Origin of the sequence: Pseudomonas neuropathica, assembly GCF_015461835.1 — a bacterium.
In the GTDB taxonomy this organism is placed as follows: domain Bacteria; phylum Pseudomonadota; class Gammaproteobacteria; order Pseudomonadales; family Pseudomonadaceae; genus Aquipseudomonas; species Aquipseudomonas neuropathica.
Window position 1 is genome coordinate 1 of record NZ_JACOPX010000013.1, and the last position, 15,085, is coordinate 15,085.

Annotated in this window: 12 protein-coding genes; 8 read left to right on the forward strand and 4 right to left on the reverse strand. The window is 60.8% G+C overall.

The genetic code is table 11. The features are described from left to right. The first annotated feature begins 393 nt into the window (after nucleotides 1-393). From H8F23_RS19350 to H8F23_RS19375, 6 genes are all read left to right on the forward strand, one after another. Complete coding sequence (locus tag H8F23_RS19350) at nucleotides 394-1,002, forward strand: YqiA/YcfP family alpha/beta fold hydrolase (protein ID WP_194935457.1); 609 nt, start codon at nucleotides 394-396, stop codon at nucleotides 1,000-1,002. A gap of 41 nt (nucleotides 1,003-1,043) precedes the next feature. Next, the gene (parE, locus tag H8F23_RS19355) at nucleotides 1,044-2,951 is read left to right on the forward strand and encodes a DNA topoisomerase IV subunit B (protein ID WP_141128523.1); all 1,908 of its coding nucleotides are present in this window, start codon (nucleotides 1,044-1,046) and stop codon (nucleotides 2,949-2,951) included. Next, complete coding sequence (locus H8F23_RS19360) at nucleotides 2,951-3,940, forward strand: esterase-like activity of phytase family protein (RefSeq protein ID WP_194935458.1); 990 nt, start codon at nucleotides 2,951-2,953, stop codon at nucleotides 3,938-3,940. Before parE ends, H8F23_RS19360 begins: the two co-directional genes overlap by 1 nt. Then, complete coding sequence (locus H8F23_RS19365) at nucleotides 3,937-4,461, forward strand: retropepsin-like aspartic protease family protein (RefSeq protein ID WP_007915776.1); 525 nt, start codon at nucleotides 3,937-3,939, stop codon at nucleotides 4,459-4,461. Before H8F23_RS19360 ends, H8F23_RS19365 begins: the two co-directional genes overlap by 4 nt. A 7-nt stretch (nucleotides 4,462-4,468) precedes the next feature. Beyond that, nucleotides 4,469-6,733 (forward strand): DNA topoisomerase IV subunit A, encoded by a 2,265-nt coding sequence (parC, locus tag H8F23_RS19370; RefSeq protein ID WP_093430157.1) that lies wholly within the window; start codon nucleotides 4,469-4,471, stop codon nucleotides 6,731-6,733. A gap of 177 nt (nucleotides 6,734-6,910) precedes the next feature. Further along, on the forward strand, nucleotides 6,911-7,621 hold the full coding sequence (locus tag H8F23_RS19375; protein WP_007915780.1) for a PqiC family protein: 711 nt from the start codon (nucleotides 6,911-6,913) through the stop codon (nucleotides 7,619-7,621). 320 nt (nucleotides 7,622-7,941) lie between these two features. Here the strand turns inward: H8F23_RS19375 and H8F23_RS19380 are convergent, their stop codons facing one another. Beyond that, nucleotides 7,942-9,447, reverse strand: a complete 1,506-nt coding sequence (locus H8F23_RS19380; protein WP_194935459.1) for an AhpA/YtjB family protein — start codon at nucleotides 9,445-9,447, stop codon at nucleotides 7,942-7,944. A 134-nt stretch (nucleotides 9,448-9,581) separates the two neighbouring features. On the opposite strand from H8F23_RS19380, the gene serB reads away from it, so the two are divergent. Then, a complete protein-coding gene (gene serB / locus H8F23_RS19385; protein ID WP_093430160.1) occupies nucleotides 9,582-10,796 on the forward strand; it encodes a phosphoserine phosphatase SerB in 1,215 nt (404 codons plus the stop codon). 119 nt (nucleotides 10,797-10,915) lie between these two features. Here the strand turns inward: serB and H8F23_RS19390 are convergent, their stop codons facing one another. Beyond that, nucleotides 10,916-12,670 (reverse strand): molecular chaperone, encoded by a 1,755-nt coding sequence (locus H8F23_RS19390; RefSeq protein ID WP_194935460.1) that lies wholly within the window; start codon nucleotides 12,668-12,670, stop codon nucleotides 10,916-10,918. 220 nt (nucleotides 12,671-12,890) lie between these two features. Between H8F23_RS19390 and H8F23_RS19395 the strand changes: the two genes are divergently transcribed. Further along, nucleotides 12,891-13,292: a lectin OAA family protein gene (locus tag H8F23_RS19395; protein WP_093430162.1), complete on the forward strand. Its 402-nt coding sequence runs from the start codon at nucleotides 12,891-12,893 to the stop codon at nucleotides 13,290-13,292. Between the two features lie 69 nt (nucleotides 13,293-13,361). On the opposite strand, the gene asd is transcribed toward H8F23_RS19395, so the two are convergent. Beyond that, nucleotides 13,362-14,222, reverse strand: coding sequence for an archaetidylserine decarboxylase (gene asd / locus H8F23_RS19400; protein WP_194935461.1), 861 nt, complete (start codon nucleotides 14,220-14,222; stop codon nucleotides 13,362-13,364). An 18-nt stretch (nucleotides 14,223-14,240) separates the two neighbouring features. Beyond that, nucleotides 14,241-15,056 (reverse strand): thiosulfate sulfurtransferase, encoded by an 816-nt coding sequence (rhdA, locus tag H8F23_RS19405; protein ID WP_194935462.1) that lies wholly within the window; start codon nucleotides 15,054-15,056, stop codon nucleotides 14,241-14,243. Between the last annotated feature and the right edge of the window lie 29 nt (nucleotides 15,057-15,085).

The window sequence follows — 15,085 nt, forward strand, 5'->3', positions numbered from 1 at the left end:
TTCACTCGTTGATCCATTGGGGACTCTTGTTTCCAGGGCATGGTCAGCACCTCCTGACCATGATTGATACCTGTAAACCATGTCCCCGGTCTCAAACGTAAAGGATGTACCCGGTCTTTACCCACCCCAGCCCTCTCCCTGAGGGAGAGGGGGCCGACCGAGGTGTCTTTCGCTATCCATCGATCTGAAGCAGCGTTGTCGATTATGGATTCACAGCAAAGCGTTCAGGTCGATGTAGTTCGTAAATATCCCCCATTCGGTCCCCTCTCCCTCCGGGAGAGGGCTAGGGTGAGGGCAGCGCGTGTTGCCACACCAATTTCTCGAAACCACCCCCAATCCAATCTTCTCTCCCTGTAAACTCCGCAAATCCAAACCGACACTCAGGGAGCTCAAATGTCCGGTTCGATCCTCTATATCCACGGTTTCAACAGCGCCCCGGCCTCGAAAAAGGCCTGTCAGCTGGTGACGGTGATGGAGCGGCTGGGTTTGAGCGACAAACTGCGTGTTCCGGCCCTGCATCACCATCCGCGCGAAGCCATCGGTCAGTTGGAACAAGCGATTGCCGAACTGGGCAGCCCGCTGCTGGTGGGAAGCTCACTCGGCGGCTACTATGCGACTCACCTGGCCGAGCGCCATGGCCTGAAAGCCCTGCTGGTCAACCCTGCGGTCAGCCCGCACCGGATGTTCGACGGCTATCTGGGCCCGCAGAAAAACCTGTATACCGATGAAACCTGGGAATTGACCCACGACCACGTCACGGCCCTGGCCGAACTGGAAGTGCCGGCGCCTCAGGATGCGCAGCGTTATCAGGTGTGGTTGCAGACCGGCGATGAAACACTGGACTATCGCCTCGCCCAGCAGTATTACCGCGCCTGCGCCTTGCGTATTCAGGCCGGCGGCGACCACAGTTTTCAGGGTTTCGCCGGGCAATTGCCGGCGTTGCTGAGTTTTGCCGGCATTGGCGCCGATGTGTATCAGGCAATCGATTTCACCGCATTGTGAAGTCTTGCCCCTATTTCATGAATGACTGACGACGAGACCCTATGGCCACTCCCAGCGCTAGCTCTTATAACGCCGACGCCATCGAAGTCCTCTCGGGCCTCGACCCGGTGCGCAAACGCCCCGGCATGTACACCGACACCAGTCGGCCGAACCACCTCGCCCAGGAAGTGATCGACAACAGTGTCGACGAAGCCTTGGCGGGTCATGCCAAATCGGTGCAGGTCATCCTGCACGCCGACCACTCGCTGGAAGTCAGTGACGACGGCCGTGGCATGCCGGTCGACATTCACCCGGAAGAGGGCGTGTCGGGTGTCGAGCTGATCCTCACCAAACTCCACGCGGGCGGCAAGTTTTCCAACAAGAACTACCAGTTCTCCGGCGGTCTCCACGGCGTGGGTATTTCCGTGGTCAACGCCTTGTCGACCGAAGTCCGTGTGCGCGTAAAACGTGACGGCAACGAATACCAGATGACCTTCAACGACGGTTTCAAAGCCTCGGAACTGGAAATCGTCGGCACCGTCGGCAAGCGCAACACCGGCACCAGCGTGTACTTTGCGCCGGACCCGAAGTACTTCGATTCACCGAAATTCTCCATCAGCCGCCTCAAACATGTGCTCAAGGCCAAGGCTGTGCTGTGCCCGGGGCTGCTGGTCAGCTTCGAAGACAAAGGCACCGGTGAGAAAGTCGAGTGGCATTACGAAGACGGTCTGCGTTCCTATCTGGTCGATGCGGTCAGCGAATTCGAACGCCTGCCGGACGAGCCGTTCTGCGGTGCTTTCGCCGGTAATAAAGAAGCCGTCGACTGGGCCCTGCTGTGGCTGCCGGAAGGTGGCGACGCGGTGCAGGAAAGCTACGTCAACCTGATCCCGACGGCGCAGGGCGGTACTCACGTCAACGGTCTGCGTCAGGGCCTGCTTGATGCGATGCGCGAGTTCTGCGAATTCCGCAGCCTGCTGCCGCGCGGCGTCAAGCTGGCGCCGGAAGACGTCTGGGAGCGCATCGCGTTCGTCCTGTCGATGAAAATGCAGGAGCCGCAATTCTCCGGCCAGACCAAAGAGCGTCTGTCGTCCCGTGAAGCGGCGGCGTTCGTCTCCGGTGTGGTCAAGGATGCGTTCAGCCTGTGGCTCAACGCCAACCCGGAAACCGGTCTGGCCCTGGCGGAACTGGCAATCAACAACGCCGGTCGTCGTCTCAAGGCGAGCAAGAAAGTCGAGCGCAAACGCGTCACCGCCGGTCCGGCATTGCCGGGCAAACTGGCGGATTGCGCTGGCCAGGATCCGATGCGTTCCGAACTGTTCCTCGTCGAAGGTGATTCCGCCGGCGGTTCCGCCAAGCAAGCGCGGGACAAGGAATTCCAGGCGATCCTGCCGTTGCGCGGCAAGATCCTCAACACCTGGGAAGTCGACGGTAGCGAAGTACTCGCCAGCCAGGAAGTGCACAACATCGCCGTGGCCATCGGTGTCGATCCGGGTGCGGCGGACATGAGCCAGCTGCGTTACGGCAAGATCTGCATTCTTGCCGACGCCGACTCCGACGGTCTGCACATCGCAACGCTGCTGTGCGCGCTGTTCGTTCAGCATTTCCGTCCGCTGGTGGATGCCGGTCACGTCTATGTGGCGATGCCGCCGTTGTACCGCATTGACCTGGGCAAAGAGATTTACTACGCCCTCGACGAAGCCGAGCGCGACGGCATTCTCGACCGTCTGGTCGCCGAGAAGAAACGCGGCAAACCACAGGTCACCCGATTCAAAGGTCTGGGTGAAATGAACCCGCCGCAGTTGCGTGAGACCACCATGGACCCGAACACTCGGCGTCTGGTGCAACTGACGCTGGGTGAAGACTTCGCCGAAACCTCGGAAATGATGGACATGTTGCTGGCGAAGAAACGCGCCGGTGACCGCAAGACCTGGCTCGAATCCAAAGGCAACCTCGCCGAGGTGCTGGCCTGATGCGGTTTGGCTGGGCCTTGGCGGGTGCGTTGCTGCTGAGTGCGATGAGCGTGTCGGCCGAGCCGTTGCAGGAGTTGCGCGTGCTCTCCGAACACCCGGTCGACGGCATGCGCGGCGGTAACCTGTCGGGGCTGGCCATGTGTGGCAGCGAGTTGTGGACGGTGTCGGACCGCGATGACGATCAGATCTATCGGCTCAATACCGCCGATCAGGTCTGGCAGGCCGAAGCCTTGCACATCGACGTGCCTCTGGTGCCGGAGACCGGTCTGCCGTGGGGGTTGCGCTCGCGCAATTGGGCCGCATCGTTCGTGCGCGGTGGCGACCTGGATTTCGAAGGCATCAGCTGCGACAGCGCCGGCAATCGCTACATTGTCAGCGAGGGCCATGCGGCGGTCTTGCAGGTGCCCGTCAGCGGCCCGGTCAACTGGCTGAAGATCTCGCCGATGATGGTTCGCGAAGCGCGGGCCAGCGGCATGCTCCTGCATTTCAATGCGATCTTCGAGGGCTTGGCGATCAATCCGGCGGGCGATCAGATGTGGCTGGCTGCCGAGCGGCAAAGCCGTGGCTTGCTGCTGATCAAGCGCCAGCAGACGGTGTGGAATTGCGACGGTCGTTGCGTGCTGCTCAGCGAGGGCGGCAAGGAAATGCAGCCGCCGCAGTTCCCGAAGGCCAGAGCGGTCGACCGAGACTTTTCCGACCTTTCATTGTTTAACGGCAAATTGTTTACCCTTGAGCGCAACGCCTTTCAGATTTGTCGGCGCGATGCGCAGACCGCCAAGGTCGAACGTTGCTGGTCGTACGCCGCTGAATTGTTGCAGGCCAACCGCCGTTATTCGCAGAACTTCGGGCTGGAAGAGGCGCTGATCGTTGACGCTGATGGTGCGTGGGTCGGCGTCGACAATAATTTCGGCCCACGGGCCGACGGTGAGGTTCGGCCGATCGTCTGGCGCTTCGCCGCGCCTGACGGCGGCTGGAGCGCCAAGCCTTGAGCCAGCAACCCCCGGGCAAACGCGCCGGTCGGGTGCTGATGATTCTGGCATGGTGCGCGGCGCTGTTTCTGGCGACGCGGTTTTTTGGCCAGTGGGAGCAGCGCCAGCAGAATCCGAACGTCGTGGTCAGTTCGGAGCAGGGCGAAGGGTTTATCGAGGTGAAGCTGGCCGGCAATGCCCAAGGGCATTTTGTCGCCAGCGGTCAGATCAACGGCGAACCGGTCGAGTTCATGCTCGACACCGGCGCAACCGATGTGGCGATCCCGGCGGATCTGGCCAAGCGTTTGAAGCTGGAAGAAGGTTTCGGTGTGACCCTGAGCACGGCCAATGGCCTGAGCCAGGGCTATCGAACCAAAATCGACCGCCTGCAACTCGGTGACATCGTGCTGCGCGACGTCCGCGCACTGGTGGCGCCGGGGCTGCATGGCGATCAGGTGCTGCTTGGAATGAGCGCCCTGAACAAACTTGAATTTACTCAGCGCGGTGGCACCATGCTGCTGCGCCAGACAACGAACCGATGAGGCCTGCATGAGCAACCCCCTTGATCTCAGCCTGGACGGTGTAGAACGCCGCTCGCTGGCCGACTTCACCGAAAGTGCCTACCTCAACTACTCCATGTACGTGATCATGGACCGTGCTCTGCCGCATATCGGCGACGGCCTGAAACCGGTACAGCGGCGTATCGTCTACGCCATGAGCGAGCTGGGGCTGGACGCCGACTCCAAGCACAAGAAATCGGCGCGTACCGTCGGTGACGTGCTCGGCAAATTCCATCCGCACGGTGACTCGGCGTGCTACGAAGCGATGGTGCTGATGGCGCAGCCTTTCAGCTATCGCTACACGCTGGTCGACGGTCAGGGTAACTGGGGTGCGCCGGACGATCCGAAGTCCTTCGCCGCCATGCGTTACACCGAAGCACGCCTGTCGCGTTATTCCGAAGTGCTGCTCAGCGAACTGGGCCAGGGCACTGCCGACTGGGGCCCGAACTTCGACGGCACCTTACAAGAGCCGCTGGTGCTGCCGGCGCGTCTGCCGAACATCCTGCTCAACGGCACCACCGGTATTGCCGTGGGCATGGCCACCGACGTGCCGCCACATAACCTGCGCGAAGTCGCCACCGCTTGCGTGCGTCTGCTCGATGAGCCGAAAGCCACGGTCGAGCAGCTCTGCGAACACATTCAGGGCCCGGACTATCCGACCGAAGCGGAAATCATCACACCGCGCGCCGACTTGCTGAAGATGTACGAAACCGGCAAGGGCTCGGTGCGCATGCGCGCCGTGTACCACGTCGAGGACGGCGACATCATCGTCACCGCGCTGCCGCATCAGGTGTCCGGCGCCAAGGTGCTGGAGCAGATCGCCGCGTTGATGCAGGCCAAGCCGTCGAAAGCCCCGCAGATCGCTGACCTGCGCGACGAATCCGACCACGAAAACCCGTGCCGCATCGTGATCATCCCGGTCAACAGCCGCGTCGATCATGAAGCGCTGATGCAGCACTTGTTCGCCAGCACCGAGCTGGAGTCGACCTACCGGGTCAACGTCAACATCATCGGTCTGGACGGCAAGCCGCAGCTGAAAAACCTGCGAGCGCTGCTGGTCGAGTGGCTGGAATTCCGCGTGCTGACCGTACGTCGCCGCCTGCAATTTCGTCTCGACAAGGTCGAGCGTCGTCTGCACCTGTTGGACGGTTTGCTGATCGCCTACCTCAACCTGGATGAAGTGATCCACATTATCCGTACCGAGGAGCATCCGAAGGCCAAGCTGATCGAGCGTTTCGCCCTCAGCGAGATTCAGGCCGACTATATCCTCGACACCCGTCTGCGTCAGTTGGCGCGACTGGAAGAGATGAAGCTGCGCGACGAGCAGGACGAACTGCTCAAGGAACAAGCCAAGCTGCAAGCCCTGCTGGGCAGCGAAGCCAAGCTGAAGAAGCTGGTGCGCACCGAGCTGTTGAAAGACGCCGAAACCTACGGCGATGACCGTCGGTCGCCAATCGTCGAGCGCGCTGAGGCCAAGGCGCTGACCGAACACGATCTGCTGCCGAACGAAAAAGTCACCGTGGTGCTGTCGGAAAAAGGCTGGATCCGTTCGGCCAAAGGTCATGACATCGACGCCACCGGCCTGTCATACAAGGCCGGCGACGGCTTCAAGACCTCGGCAGCGGGGCGCTCCAACCAGTTTGCGGTGTTTATCGACTCGACCGGCCGCAGCTACTCGGTGGCCGCGCATACCTTGCCATCGGCTCGGGGCCAGGGCGAGCCGTTGACCGGTCGTCTGACGCCACCGCCCGGCGCGAGCTTCGAATGCGTGCTGATGCCGGAAGACGACGCGTTGTACGTGATCGCTTCCGACGCCGGTTACGGTTTTGTGGTCAAGGGCGAAGATCTGCAAGCCAAGAACAAGGCCGGTAAAGCCCTGTTGAGCCTGCCGAACAACGCCAAAGTGATCGCGCCACGCCCGGTAGCCGATCGTGAGCACAACTGGCTGGCGTCGGTCACGACCGAAGGTCGCCTGCTGATCTTCAAAATCAGCGATCTGCCACAATTAGGTAAGGGCAAAGGCAACAAGATCATCGGTATTTCCGGTGAACGTGTGGCCAGTCGCGAAGAATATGTCACGGACATCGCCGTCCTTCCGGAAGGCGCCACGTTGGTGCTGCAGGCCGGAAAACGGACCCTGTCGCTGAAGGCCGATGACCTCGAACACTACAAAGGTGAGCGTGGGCGTCGTGGCAATAAGCTGCCAAGGGGCTTCCAGAGAGTGGATGCGCTGCTCGTCGAAAACCTCAATTAGGCGCCCTAGAGCGTTGGATCTACGATTTAACGCGTAGATCGACGCTTTGGCGCTGGAGTCGGAACGCATATTCACGGATGATATGGCCTTTCCAAGCGCCGGCGTGGCCGAGCGTTCTTCATATTTATTGAGTATTTTCACTGTGGTCAGCCTTGTGGCGGCCACCTGGACGGGATGATGACTGCTCTGCGCCCCCTTATTTTCCTGCTCGCCGGCGTTTTGGGCCTGGCGGGTTGCAGCGTTCACCAGCCGGTGTCGCTGTATCAACTGGACAGCGGAAGTCCGGTTCAGCCTGCGCAAAGCGCGGGCATGGCGGTTCTTTTGGGTCCGGTAGTCGTAGCCGATTACCTGCAACGTGAGACATTGCTGCAACGTCAACCCGATGGCAGCCTGCAGGCAGCGACAGACGGTCGTTGGGCTGGCAGCCTTTCGTCGGATATCGATCAGTTGCTGATGCGTCAGGTTGCTGGCCATCTGGACAGCCAGCGTGTAGTGCTGGCACCGGCCACTACGGGGTTCACTCCGGATGTGCAGGTGTTGCTGACCATCACGCGTCTGGACTCTGGCCAGAAACAACCGGCGATTCTCGATGCTCAATGGCGTCTGATCGACCGTCGTGGTCAGGTGCGCGATAACCGCATCGTTCATCTGCAAGAACTGCATGCCGGCAGTACCGCTTCGCAGGTTCAGGCCCAAGGCATTTTGCTGCAGCGTCTGGCCGAGCAATTGTCGGTAGCGCTGAAGCCTTTGGCCAATCAGCCACCGGTGGCTGAGGCACCACGTAAATCGGCACCGAAACCGGCCGCGCCAGCGGCGGAAGCCGAGAAGCAGCCGAAGATTCCGATGGCTTCGCCGATTCGGACGGATATGGAAGTGTTCCGCTTCTAAGCTGGATCGAGTCAGAACAGAGCCCGCCTTGTGCGGGCTTTGTTGTGTCTGGGCGCTAGAGGATCAAAAGCCCCTCACCCTAACCCTCTCCCGGAGGGAGAGGGGACCGATTGGGGGATATTGCAGAGTTACGCCGACCTGATCGTCCTGCTGTGAATCCATAATCGACTCGATTTGTCAGGTCGATGTATCGCGTCAGACACCTCGGTCAGTCCCCTCTCCCTCGGGGAGAGGGCTAGGGTGAGGGGCTTTTCAGTCACCCACAAAAAAGCCCGCAGACAATCACTCGTCTGCGGGCTTCTGTGTTTCAGGCCTAAGGCTTAAGCCCGACGCTCATGCATCCGCGCCAGTTGCCGCTCGAGCATCGACGGATATGGCTCCATCAACCGCTCCACGCAGCAAGCGCCTTCAGGGCTGGCGATCGGCCGGATCCGCGCACGCTGACGAATCAGCGCATCGTCACTGATCTTGCGCTCGACCAGCAACAGGTTGCGGCTGTGCTGCGACAAGGCCAGCGCATCCTGCGCCGAATCGGTCAGCAGCAGATCAATCTGACTCAAGCCGAACAACTCATCGCCCAAGGTCAGGCCCAGCTGCAGTTGCAGGGTGATGCCGCTGTCCGCGACTTCAATCTGCAACTGATGACCCAAGGCCCGCAGCAACTCGCCGCAGCAGATTGCGTTGGTCAGGTAATCGTCACCGCTGTCTTCGGTGTGGAAGAGCATCAGCGTGCTGCCGTCGTTGAGGGTCTCGATTTCACCCTGATACAGCGAAGCAGCCTGATCGAGGCAGTCACGATAACGCTCCTGCAATTCTTCCAGGCGTGCCCGCGGCAAGCGGCGCAGTTGTTCCTGTGAGCCCAGTTGTACCGCCAGCACGGCGCTGTGTTGTGGCACGCTCGGAGTCGCCTTGCGGGCGACCGGTTGTGAGGCAACGTCCAGCGATTCATCGCGCAGATCAGCGAACGCGTCATCGTCATCATCGTCTTCGACGGTGCTGACCAGATGTCGCGGTGCAGGCTTCTGCGCGGCCATCGGACGGGTTTCGTCGAAACTCGGATCACGCAAGTTGCGCACCTCGAATTCCGGCTCGTCCTCTTCGTCCTCGAACTCAGGCTCCGGTTCCGGTGCAGGCTCCGGCGCGTAGTTGGCGTGCAGCTGACGCGCCAGATCGCCGATTTCATCCTGACGATCAATGCCCGGCGTGTGTTCGTCGATGCGTCGCAACCAGACACGCAATTGCAGCAACGGCGTCGACAGATAGCGGCCCATGCGCAGGCTCAGGGCCAGCGACAGCGCCAACAGGATCCCGCTGAGAATGCCCATGCTTTGCAGGCTGATGGTCATCGGCTGCTGGAACTGATCCATGTCCAGGCTGATGCGCAGTTGCCCGGCAGTCACGTCCTGGAACGTGATCTTGCTCTCGTACATGCCCTCGGCTTCGCCCAGCAGGCTGTGCTTGGGCCGCTGACCGGACTCGGCGAGGATGCGGTTATCCACGCTGTAGATCGCCGCGTGGGCCACCAGTTTGTTCTTGGTCAGGTTGTTGAGCAGCACGTTGAGGCTGAGGATGTCGTTGGATACCAACAGCTCCGTGGCCGAGGTCGCGGTCTGCGTGGTCAGGCTTTCGCCCAGCGCATCGGCCTGCTGGTGCATGGCCTGCTTGAATTGCAAACCCATCACGCCGGCATAGATCACCAGGGCCAGAGCGACCAGGATCACGTTATGGCTGGCAATGCGCAATGCAATCGGTACACGGCGGTGGCGCAGTGCACGGAAGATCAGCAGGAAGAAGTTATCGGTTTTAACTGGCGTGGGCCGGTTCACTGAGCTCGGCTCTTTTGTCCGTGAAGTTGACGCGCAGTATAGCGACAGGCCCTAGACCGGCAAAGCGCTCGCGGTGCCCGATGGTCACTGAAAGTGGGTAGAATGCGGTTTTTTTCCAGTTGCGGGGGTGCGCGTTGCGCGAAATCGTCCTGATTAACATCACGGGAGTCGACCGTCCGGGTCTGACTGCGGCCATTACCGGCGTTCTGGCACAAGGTGGTGTGAACATTCTCGACATCGGTCAGGCGGTGATCCACGACACCCTGTCGTTCGGCATCCTGGTTGAAATCCCCGATTCCGAGCAAGGCAAGTCCGTGCTCAAGGACATTCTGTTCAAGGGCTACGAGCTCGATCAGCAGGTACGCTTCACGCCGGTGTCCGAAGAGGATTACCAGCAGTGGGTGGGCAATCAGGGCAAGAAGCGCCACATCGTCACCCTGCTGACCCGCAAAGTAACCGCTGGTCAATTGCAGGCTGTCAGCTCGATCACCGCCAAATACGGCCTGAATATCGATCACATCGACCGTCTGTCGGGTCGCATGCCGCTGGACACTCCAGCGGACAAAGGCAAGGGCTGCATCGAGTTCTCGGTGCGTGGCGAAGCGGCCGATCCACAGGCGCTGCGTGCCGAATTCCTCAGCGTTGCCCAAGCGCTGAACGTCGATATCGCCTTTCAGGAAGATTCGCTGTTCCGGCGCAACCGTCGTCTGGCGGTGTTCGACATGGACTCGACGCTGATCGAGGCCGAGGTCATTGACGAGTTGGCCAAGGCTGCCGGCGTGGGCGAGCAGGTGTCCGAAATCACTGAGCGGGCGATGGCCGGCGAGCTGGATTTCCGCGCCAGTTTCAAAGAGCGTCTGGCCTTGCTCAAAGGTCTGGATGTCAGCGTGCTCGACTCGATCGGCGCTTCCCTGCGTCTGACCGAAGGCGCCGAAACGCTGTTCGCCGAACTCAAGCGTCTGGGCTACAAGACCGCGATCCTGTCCGGTGGCTTCACCTATTTCGCCAAGCAATTGCAGGCCAAACTCGGCATCGACTATGTGTTTGCCAACGAACTGGAAGTGGTCGATGGCAAGTGTACTGGCGTGGCGATCGAGCCGATCGTCGATGCCCAGCGCAAGGCTGATTTGCTCAAAGAGCTGGCACACAAGGAAGGTTTGCGTCTGGAGCAGACCATCGCGGTCGGCGACGGCGCGAATGACCTGCCGATGCTGGCGATTGCCGGTTTGGGCGTAGCGTTCCGTGCCAAGCCGTTGGTGAAGCAGTCGGCGAAGCAGGCGATTTCGACGTTGGGGCTGGATGGCGTGCTGTATCTGCTGGGTTTCCGTGACCGCGACGGGCAGCTCTGAGATCTCTATCGCCTGACTTGGCCTCTTCGCGAGCAGGCTCGCTCCCACAGTTGAAATGTATTCCAATGTGGGAGCTAGCCTGCTCGCGAAGGTTGCGCCGCCGATCCATCGGCGGGCACTTAAAGCGATTTCCACAACGAATCAAAATCCTCTTCGCTCCCGGCATTGCGCGCGGTTTCCAGCGAGCGATAGGCGAATTGATTGAAACTGTGCGTACTCGCCACCCGTCGATCCAGCCCGGCGCGGTGTTCTTCGCCTTGGGTGTTTATCAGCACTTTACTGCCTTCCTGAAACGGCAAGCGCGGCGCCAGCAAGGTTGCCGGCAAATCTATCGCACTGATCTCCGGTAACAATAATCCGCGCAGATACTGGCTGTGATCGTCCCGTGAGCGCACCAGTTGCAGGCCGCAAGGCTGGGCATGTGGCGCCACCAGCTCAATGCCCATTTGCGTGCCGCCGCCGCGCACCTGGCGGATCCAGCGAATGACCGCGATGCTCCAGCCCAGACTGACACTGTCCTGAATGCCGAGCATTTCTCCGGCCTGCAGCTCGGCGGGCACTTCATTCGGCCACGCCAGGCAATATCCGCCGGGGCTGTGATTGATCACCGGCAGGGCATGGGTCGGGTAGTGCGGCGTACTGTCGGTGCCGCTTTCATCCTCGAACAAGTGGTCGTACTGGATTTCCTCGTAAGGCAAAAATTCATCAGTTTTGCTCTGCGGTGCGGCGTCGAAGGCTTGGCTCCAACTGTCCTTTTCACCTTTGGCGACGGCACTGCTGAAATTCGCCGAGCGCGTTCCGGGATGCTTGAGCAGCTCGCTGAAACTGCGCTCGCCACCCAGATAAAAGTGCAGGGCGCTCATGCCCACGCACACGGTCAGATGGCCTTGGCCGACGGTGCGCTGAAAGCTGCGCTCGGCAGCTTGTCCCCAGGTGGCATGCAGGTGTTGCAGGGTGTCGAAGCTGAGCCCGGGCGGAACGGGCAGCGGTGTCGATGTGGGCTGGTGCTGCAAATGCGCTTCGATGGCGTTCACCAGTGGCTGCGGATCGAAGCCGAGCAATCCGGCCTGTTCTTCGCTGCGAAACATGTTGCGGTAGCGCGGGCCGGTATCGATCGCCGGGCTGATCGCAAACAGTCCTTCGCTCGAGCGACCGGGATGCAATTTGAGCAGGGCGCTCCACGGTTCGAGTACTTCAGCCAATCGGGCGATCTGGTTCTGCCGCAATTGATTGCAGCGGGCACTGCCCAGGAGCAGGGCGGCGATGTAAGTCTGTTCAAGCGTGAGTTCGGTGGTGAGGCTGGCGAGATCGTCGCGGACCCGGCGCTGTTGCAGTTGTAGTTCGCAGGCGATGCGATACAGCTGATGCAGTTCGAACCACACCTGCTCCGGTGCCGCGCTGTACAGTTGCGTCGCACGCAGCAGTTGACCCTTGAGAGCATGGGCCGCCCGTTGCAGGGCGGTGCTGACCAATATCGCGCGATCCTTGCTGTACTTCGGCGCAATCCGCAACACGATCTGTTTGTAGCCGACGGCCAGATGGCTTTGCAGCGCCTGGCACAAATTGCTGATCTTGCGTGAACGCTCGTCGAGCATGATCGCTTGATGCAGGAAGTGCCGTTCCAGATGCTGGCAGACGAAATACACCTCGGGTCGCAGCAGCTCCAGCAGGTTGAGGCGATTGTCACTGGGGGTGAGAAGTAGATTGAGTTCGCCCAGGCCTTGATACAGCAGGCGGGCGGTTTCACCGATGTTGGCCTTGGGCAGGCCGGCGATCCAGCGCTTGAGGTCGCGCGGCGTTGCTTCGCAAAACGACAGACGCGTTTGCGTCGGGGGCGGGGCGCTCAGGGAGGGTTGGGGACGAGACTCACTCATGCCTTGACGGGCTCCGGCGGCGGAAGGGGCAATGCCCAAAACTCTAGCAGCTGTGGTCTGTTTCGCTGGGTAGCGTCAGACTTTTTGACCGCTGGTCTGCTGGCCGGATGCCATTCCCCAAGCCCTACTAGGCTCTCAGGCGTGCGATCGGAAACGCACGGTTGCACGGCCTGCCGTCAACCTCGGGCAGGTCTCCCGAAACTTCAAGGAGATGAGGTTCATGTCTAAATATGCAGTGGCAAATCAATGGGGTGGCAGTTCGGCGCCGTGGCATCCGGGTGGAACCTGGGTACTCGGCGGGCGGGACAACCAGAATGTCGTCGCTATCGAGATCAAGTCGCGCGATGACGGTAAAACGTTCACCGGCACCATGACCTATGCCGGGGAAGGTCCCATTGGCTTCAAAGCGCAACGCACCGGTCAGAACCAGTACAACGTCGAGAATCAGTGGGGTGGCAATGATGCCCCATGGCATCCGGGCGGCAAGTGGGTGATTGGCGGCCGGGACAATCAGAACGTTATCGCGTTGAGCGTCACGTCCAGTGACGGAGGGAAAAACCTCAGTGGCACCAATACCTATGCCAACGAAGGCCCGATCGGCTTTCGTGGGCAAATAGAGTAACGGCACCACCGAGTCGTATCCGCCTTTTCGCAGACGTGTGAAAAGGCGGATCAGTGGCTCACATCATGTTCAGGCTTTTGGCAGCGCCAGGCCTTGACCCATCTGCACTGGCGAACCCGCCACCAGCTCTTGCGCCCATGTCACCTGATCCGGCCCGAACAGCACGATCGCGGTCGAACCCAGTTTGAAGCGACCCAGTTCGGCGCCTTTTTCCAGATGAATCGGCGCGCGGGCGGCTTCGTCGTAGCGGAAGGTTTTCAGTTCGCGCTTCGGCGGCGTGACCAGACCGGCCCATACGGTTTCGATCGAAGCGACGATCATCGCACCCACCAGCACCACGGCCATCGGCCCGCGCTCGGTGTCGAAAATGCACGCCACGCGCTCGTTGCGGGCGAACAGTTCCGGAACGTTTTCTGCGGTGGTCTGGTTGACCGAGAAGATCCGGCCCGGGATGTAGACCATTTCGCGCAGGGTGCCGGCCAGCGGCATGTGCACGCGGTGGTAGTCCTTCGGCGACAGGTAAATGGTGGCGAAGTCGCCGCCCATGAACGGTGCAGCGTTAGCCGCATCACCGCCGAGCAGTTCCAGCACGCTGAAACTGTGGCCCTTGGCCTGGAACACGCGACCGTGTTCGATCGGGCCAAGCTGGCTGACCGCACCGTCGGCCGGACTGAGGATCGCGCCCGGGGTTTCGTCCAGTGGACGCGCACCCTCTTTCAAGGCCCGGGTGAAGAAGGCGTTGAAGTGCTCGTAGGCAGTGAGGTCTTCGACCAGCGCTTGCGACATGTCCACCTGGTAGCGCTTGGCGAACCATTGGGTGAAGGCATTCTTGAACCAGCGCACGCGGCATTCGGCAATGCAGCCGGCCAGACGCGATAGCAGGTGATGAGGCAGCAGGTACTGGCTGAGGATAAACAGACGCTCTTTCATTAGTTGTCCTTAAAAACCTTAAATCTCGACTGGCGTATCTGGGTGGTTGCCCCATTCGCCCCAGGAACCGGCGTAGCCCTTGACCCGCGGATAACCGAGGGATTTGGCCACCAGATAAGTGAAGCCCGACCGGTGATGGGTCTGGCAGTGGGTAATGATTTCTTTGTCCTTGGTGATCCCGAGGTCTTCGAGGATCTGCGGCATGTCTGTGCGAATGCGCAACTGACGGGCCTTGTCCATGCCGGCAGTCCATTCGAAATTGACCGCGCCGGGGATGTGCCCAGCCTTGGCGGCCAGCACTTTCTCACCGGAATACTCCAGTGGCCCGCGCGCATCCCAGATCGCCAGATCGGCAGCACCGAGGCGGCTCTGCAGGTATTCACGGGTCGCGGTCGGTTCTTCATGCAGGGTCAATGGCACAGGGCCGCCCACTGCAGGCGGAATCTGGATCGACATCGGCATGCCGGCCGCCAGCCACGCCGGCAGACCGCCGTCGACGTAGTGATACTTGTCGTGACCGATCACGTCGAGCAGCCAGATGAAACGCCCGGCCCAACCGCCGCCTTCGTCGTCATAGACCACGTAGACCGCATCTTTGCGATGGCCCAGTTCACCGAACAACGCTTCCAGGTCGCCTTTGGCCGGCAACAAGCCCGGCGCCGGTGGCTGGCCGAGCTGGGTGCGTTTCGGGTCGACAAAGCGTGCGCCGGGAAAGTGACCTTCGGCATACCGGGCAGGGCTGGTCAGGTCCACCAGAATCAGTTCAGGGGAATCGAGACGCGGGAGCAGGTCGCTCGGCTCGATGACGAGCGGCAAGCCAGAGAAGTCAGACATGTGAGGTCTCCAGAGCACAAAGGGGAGGA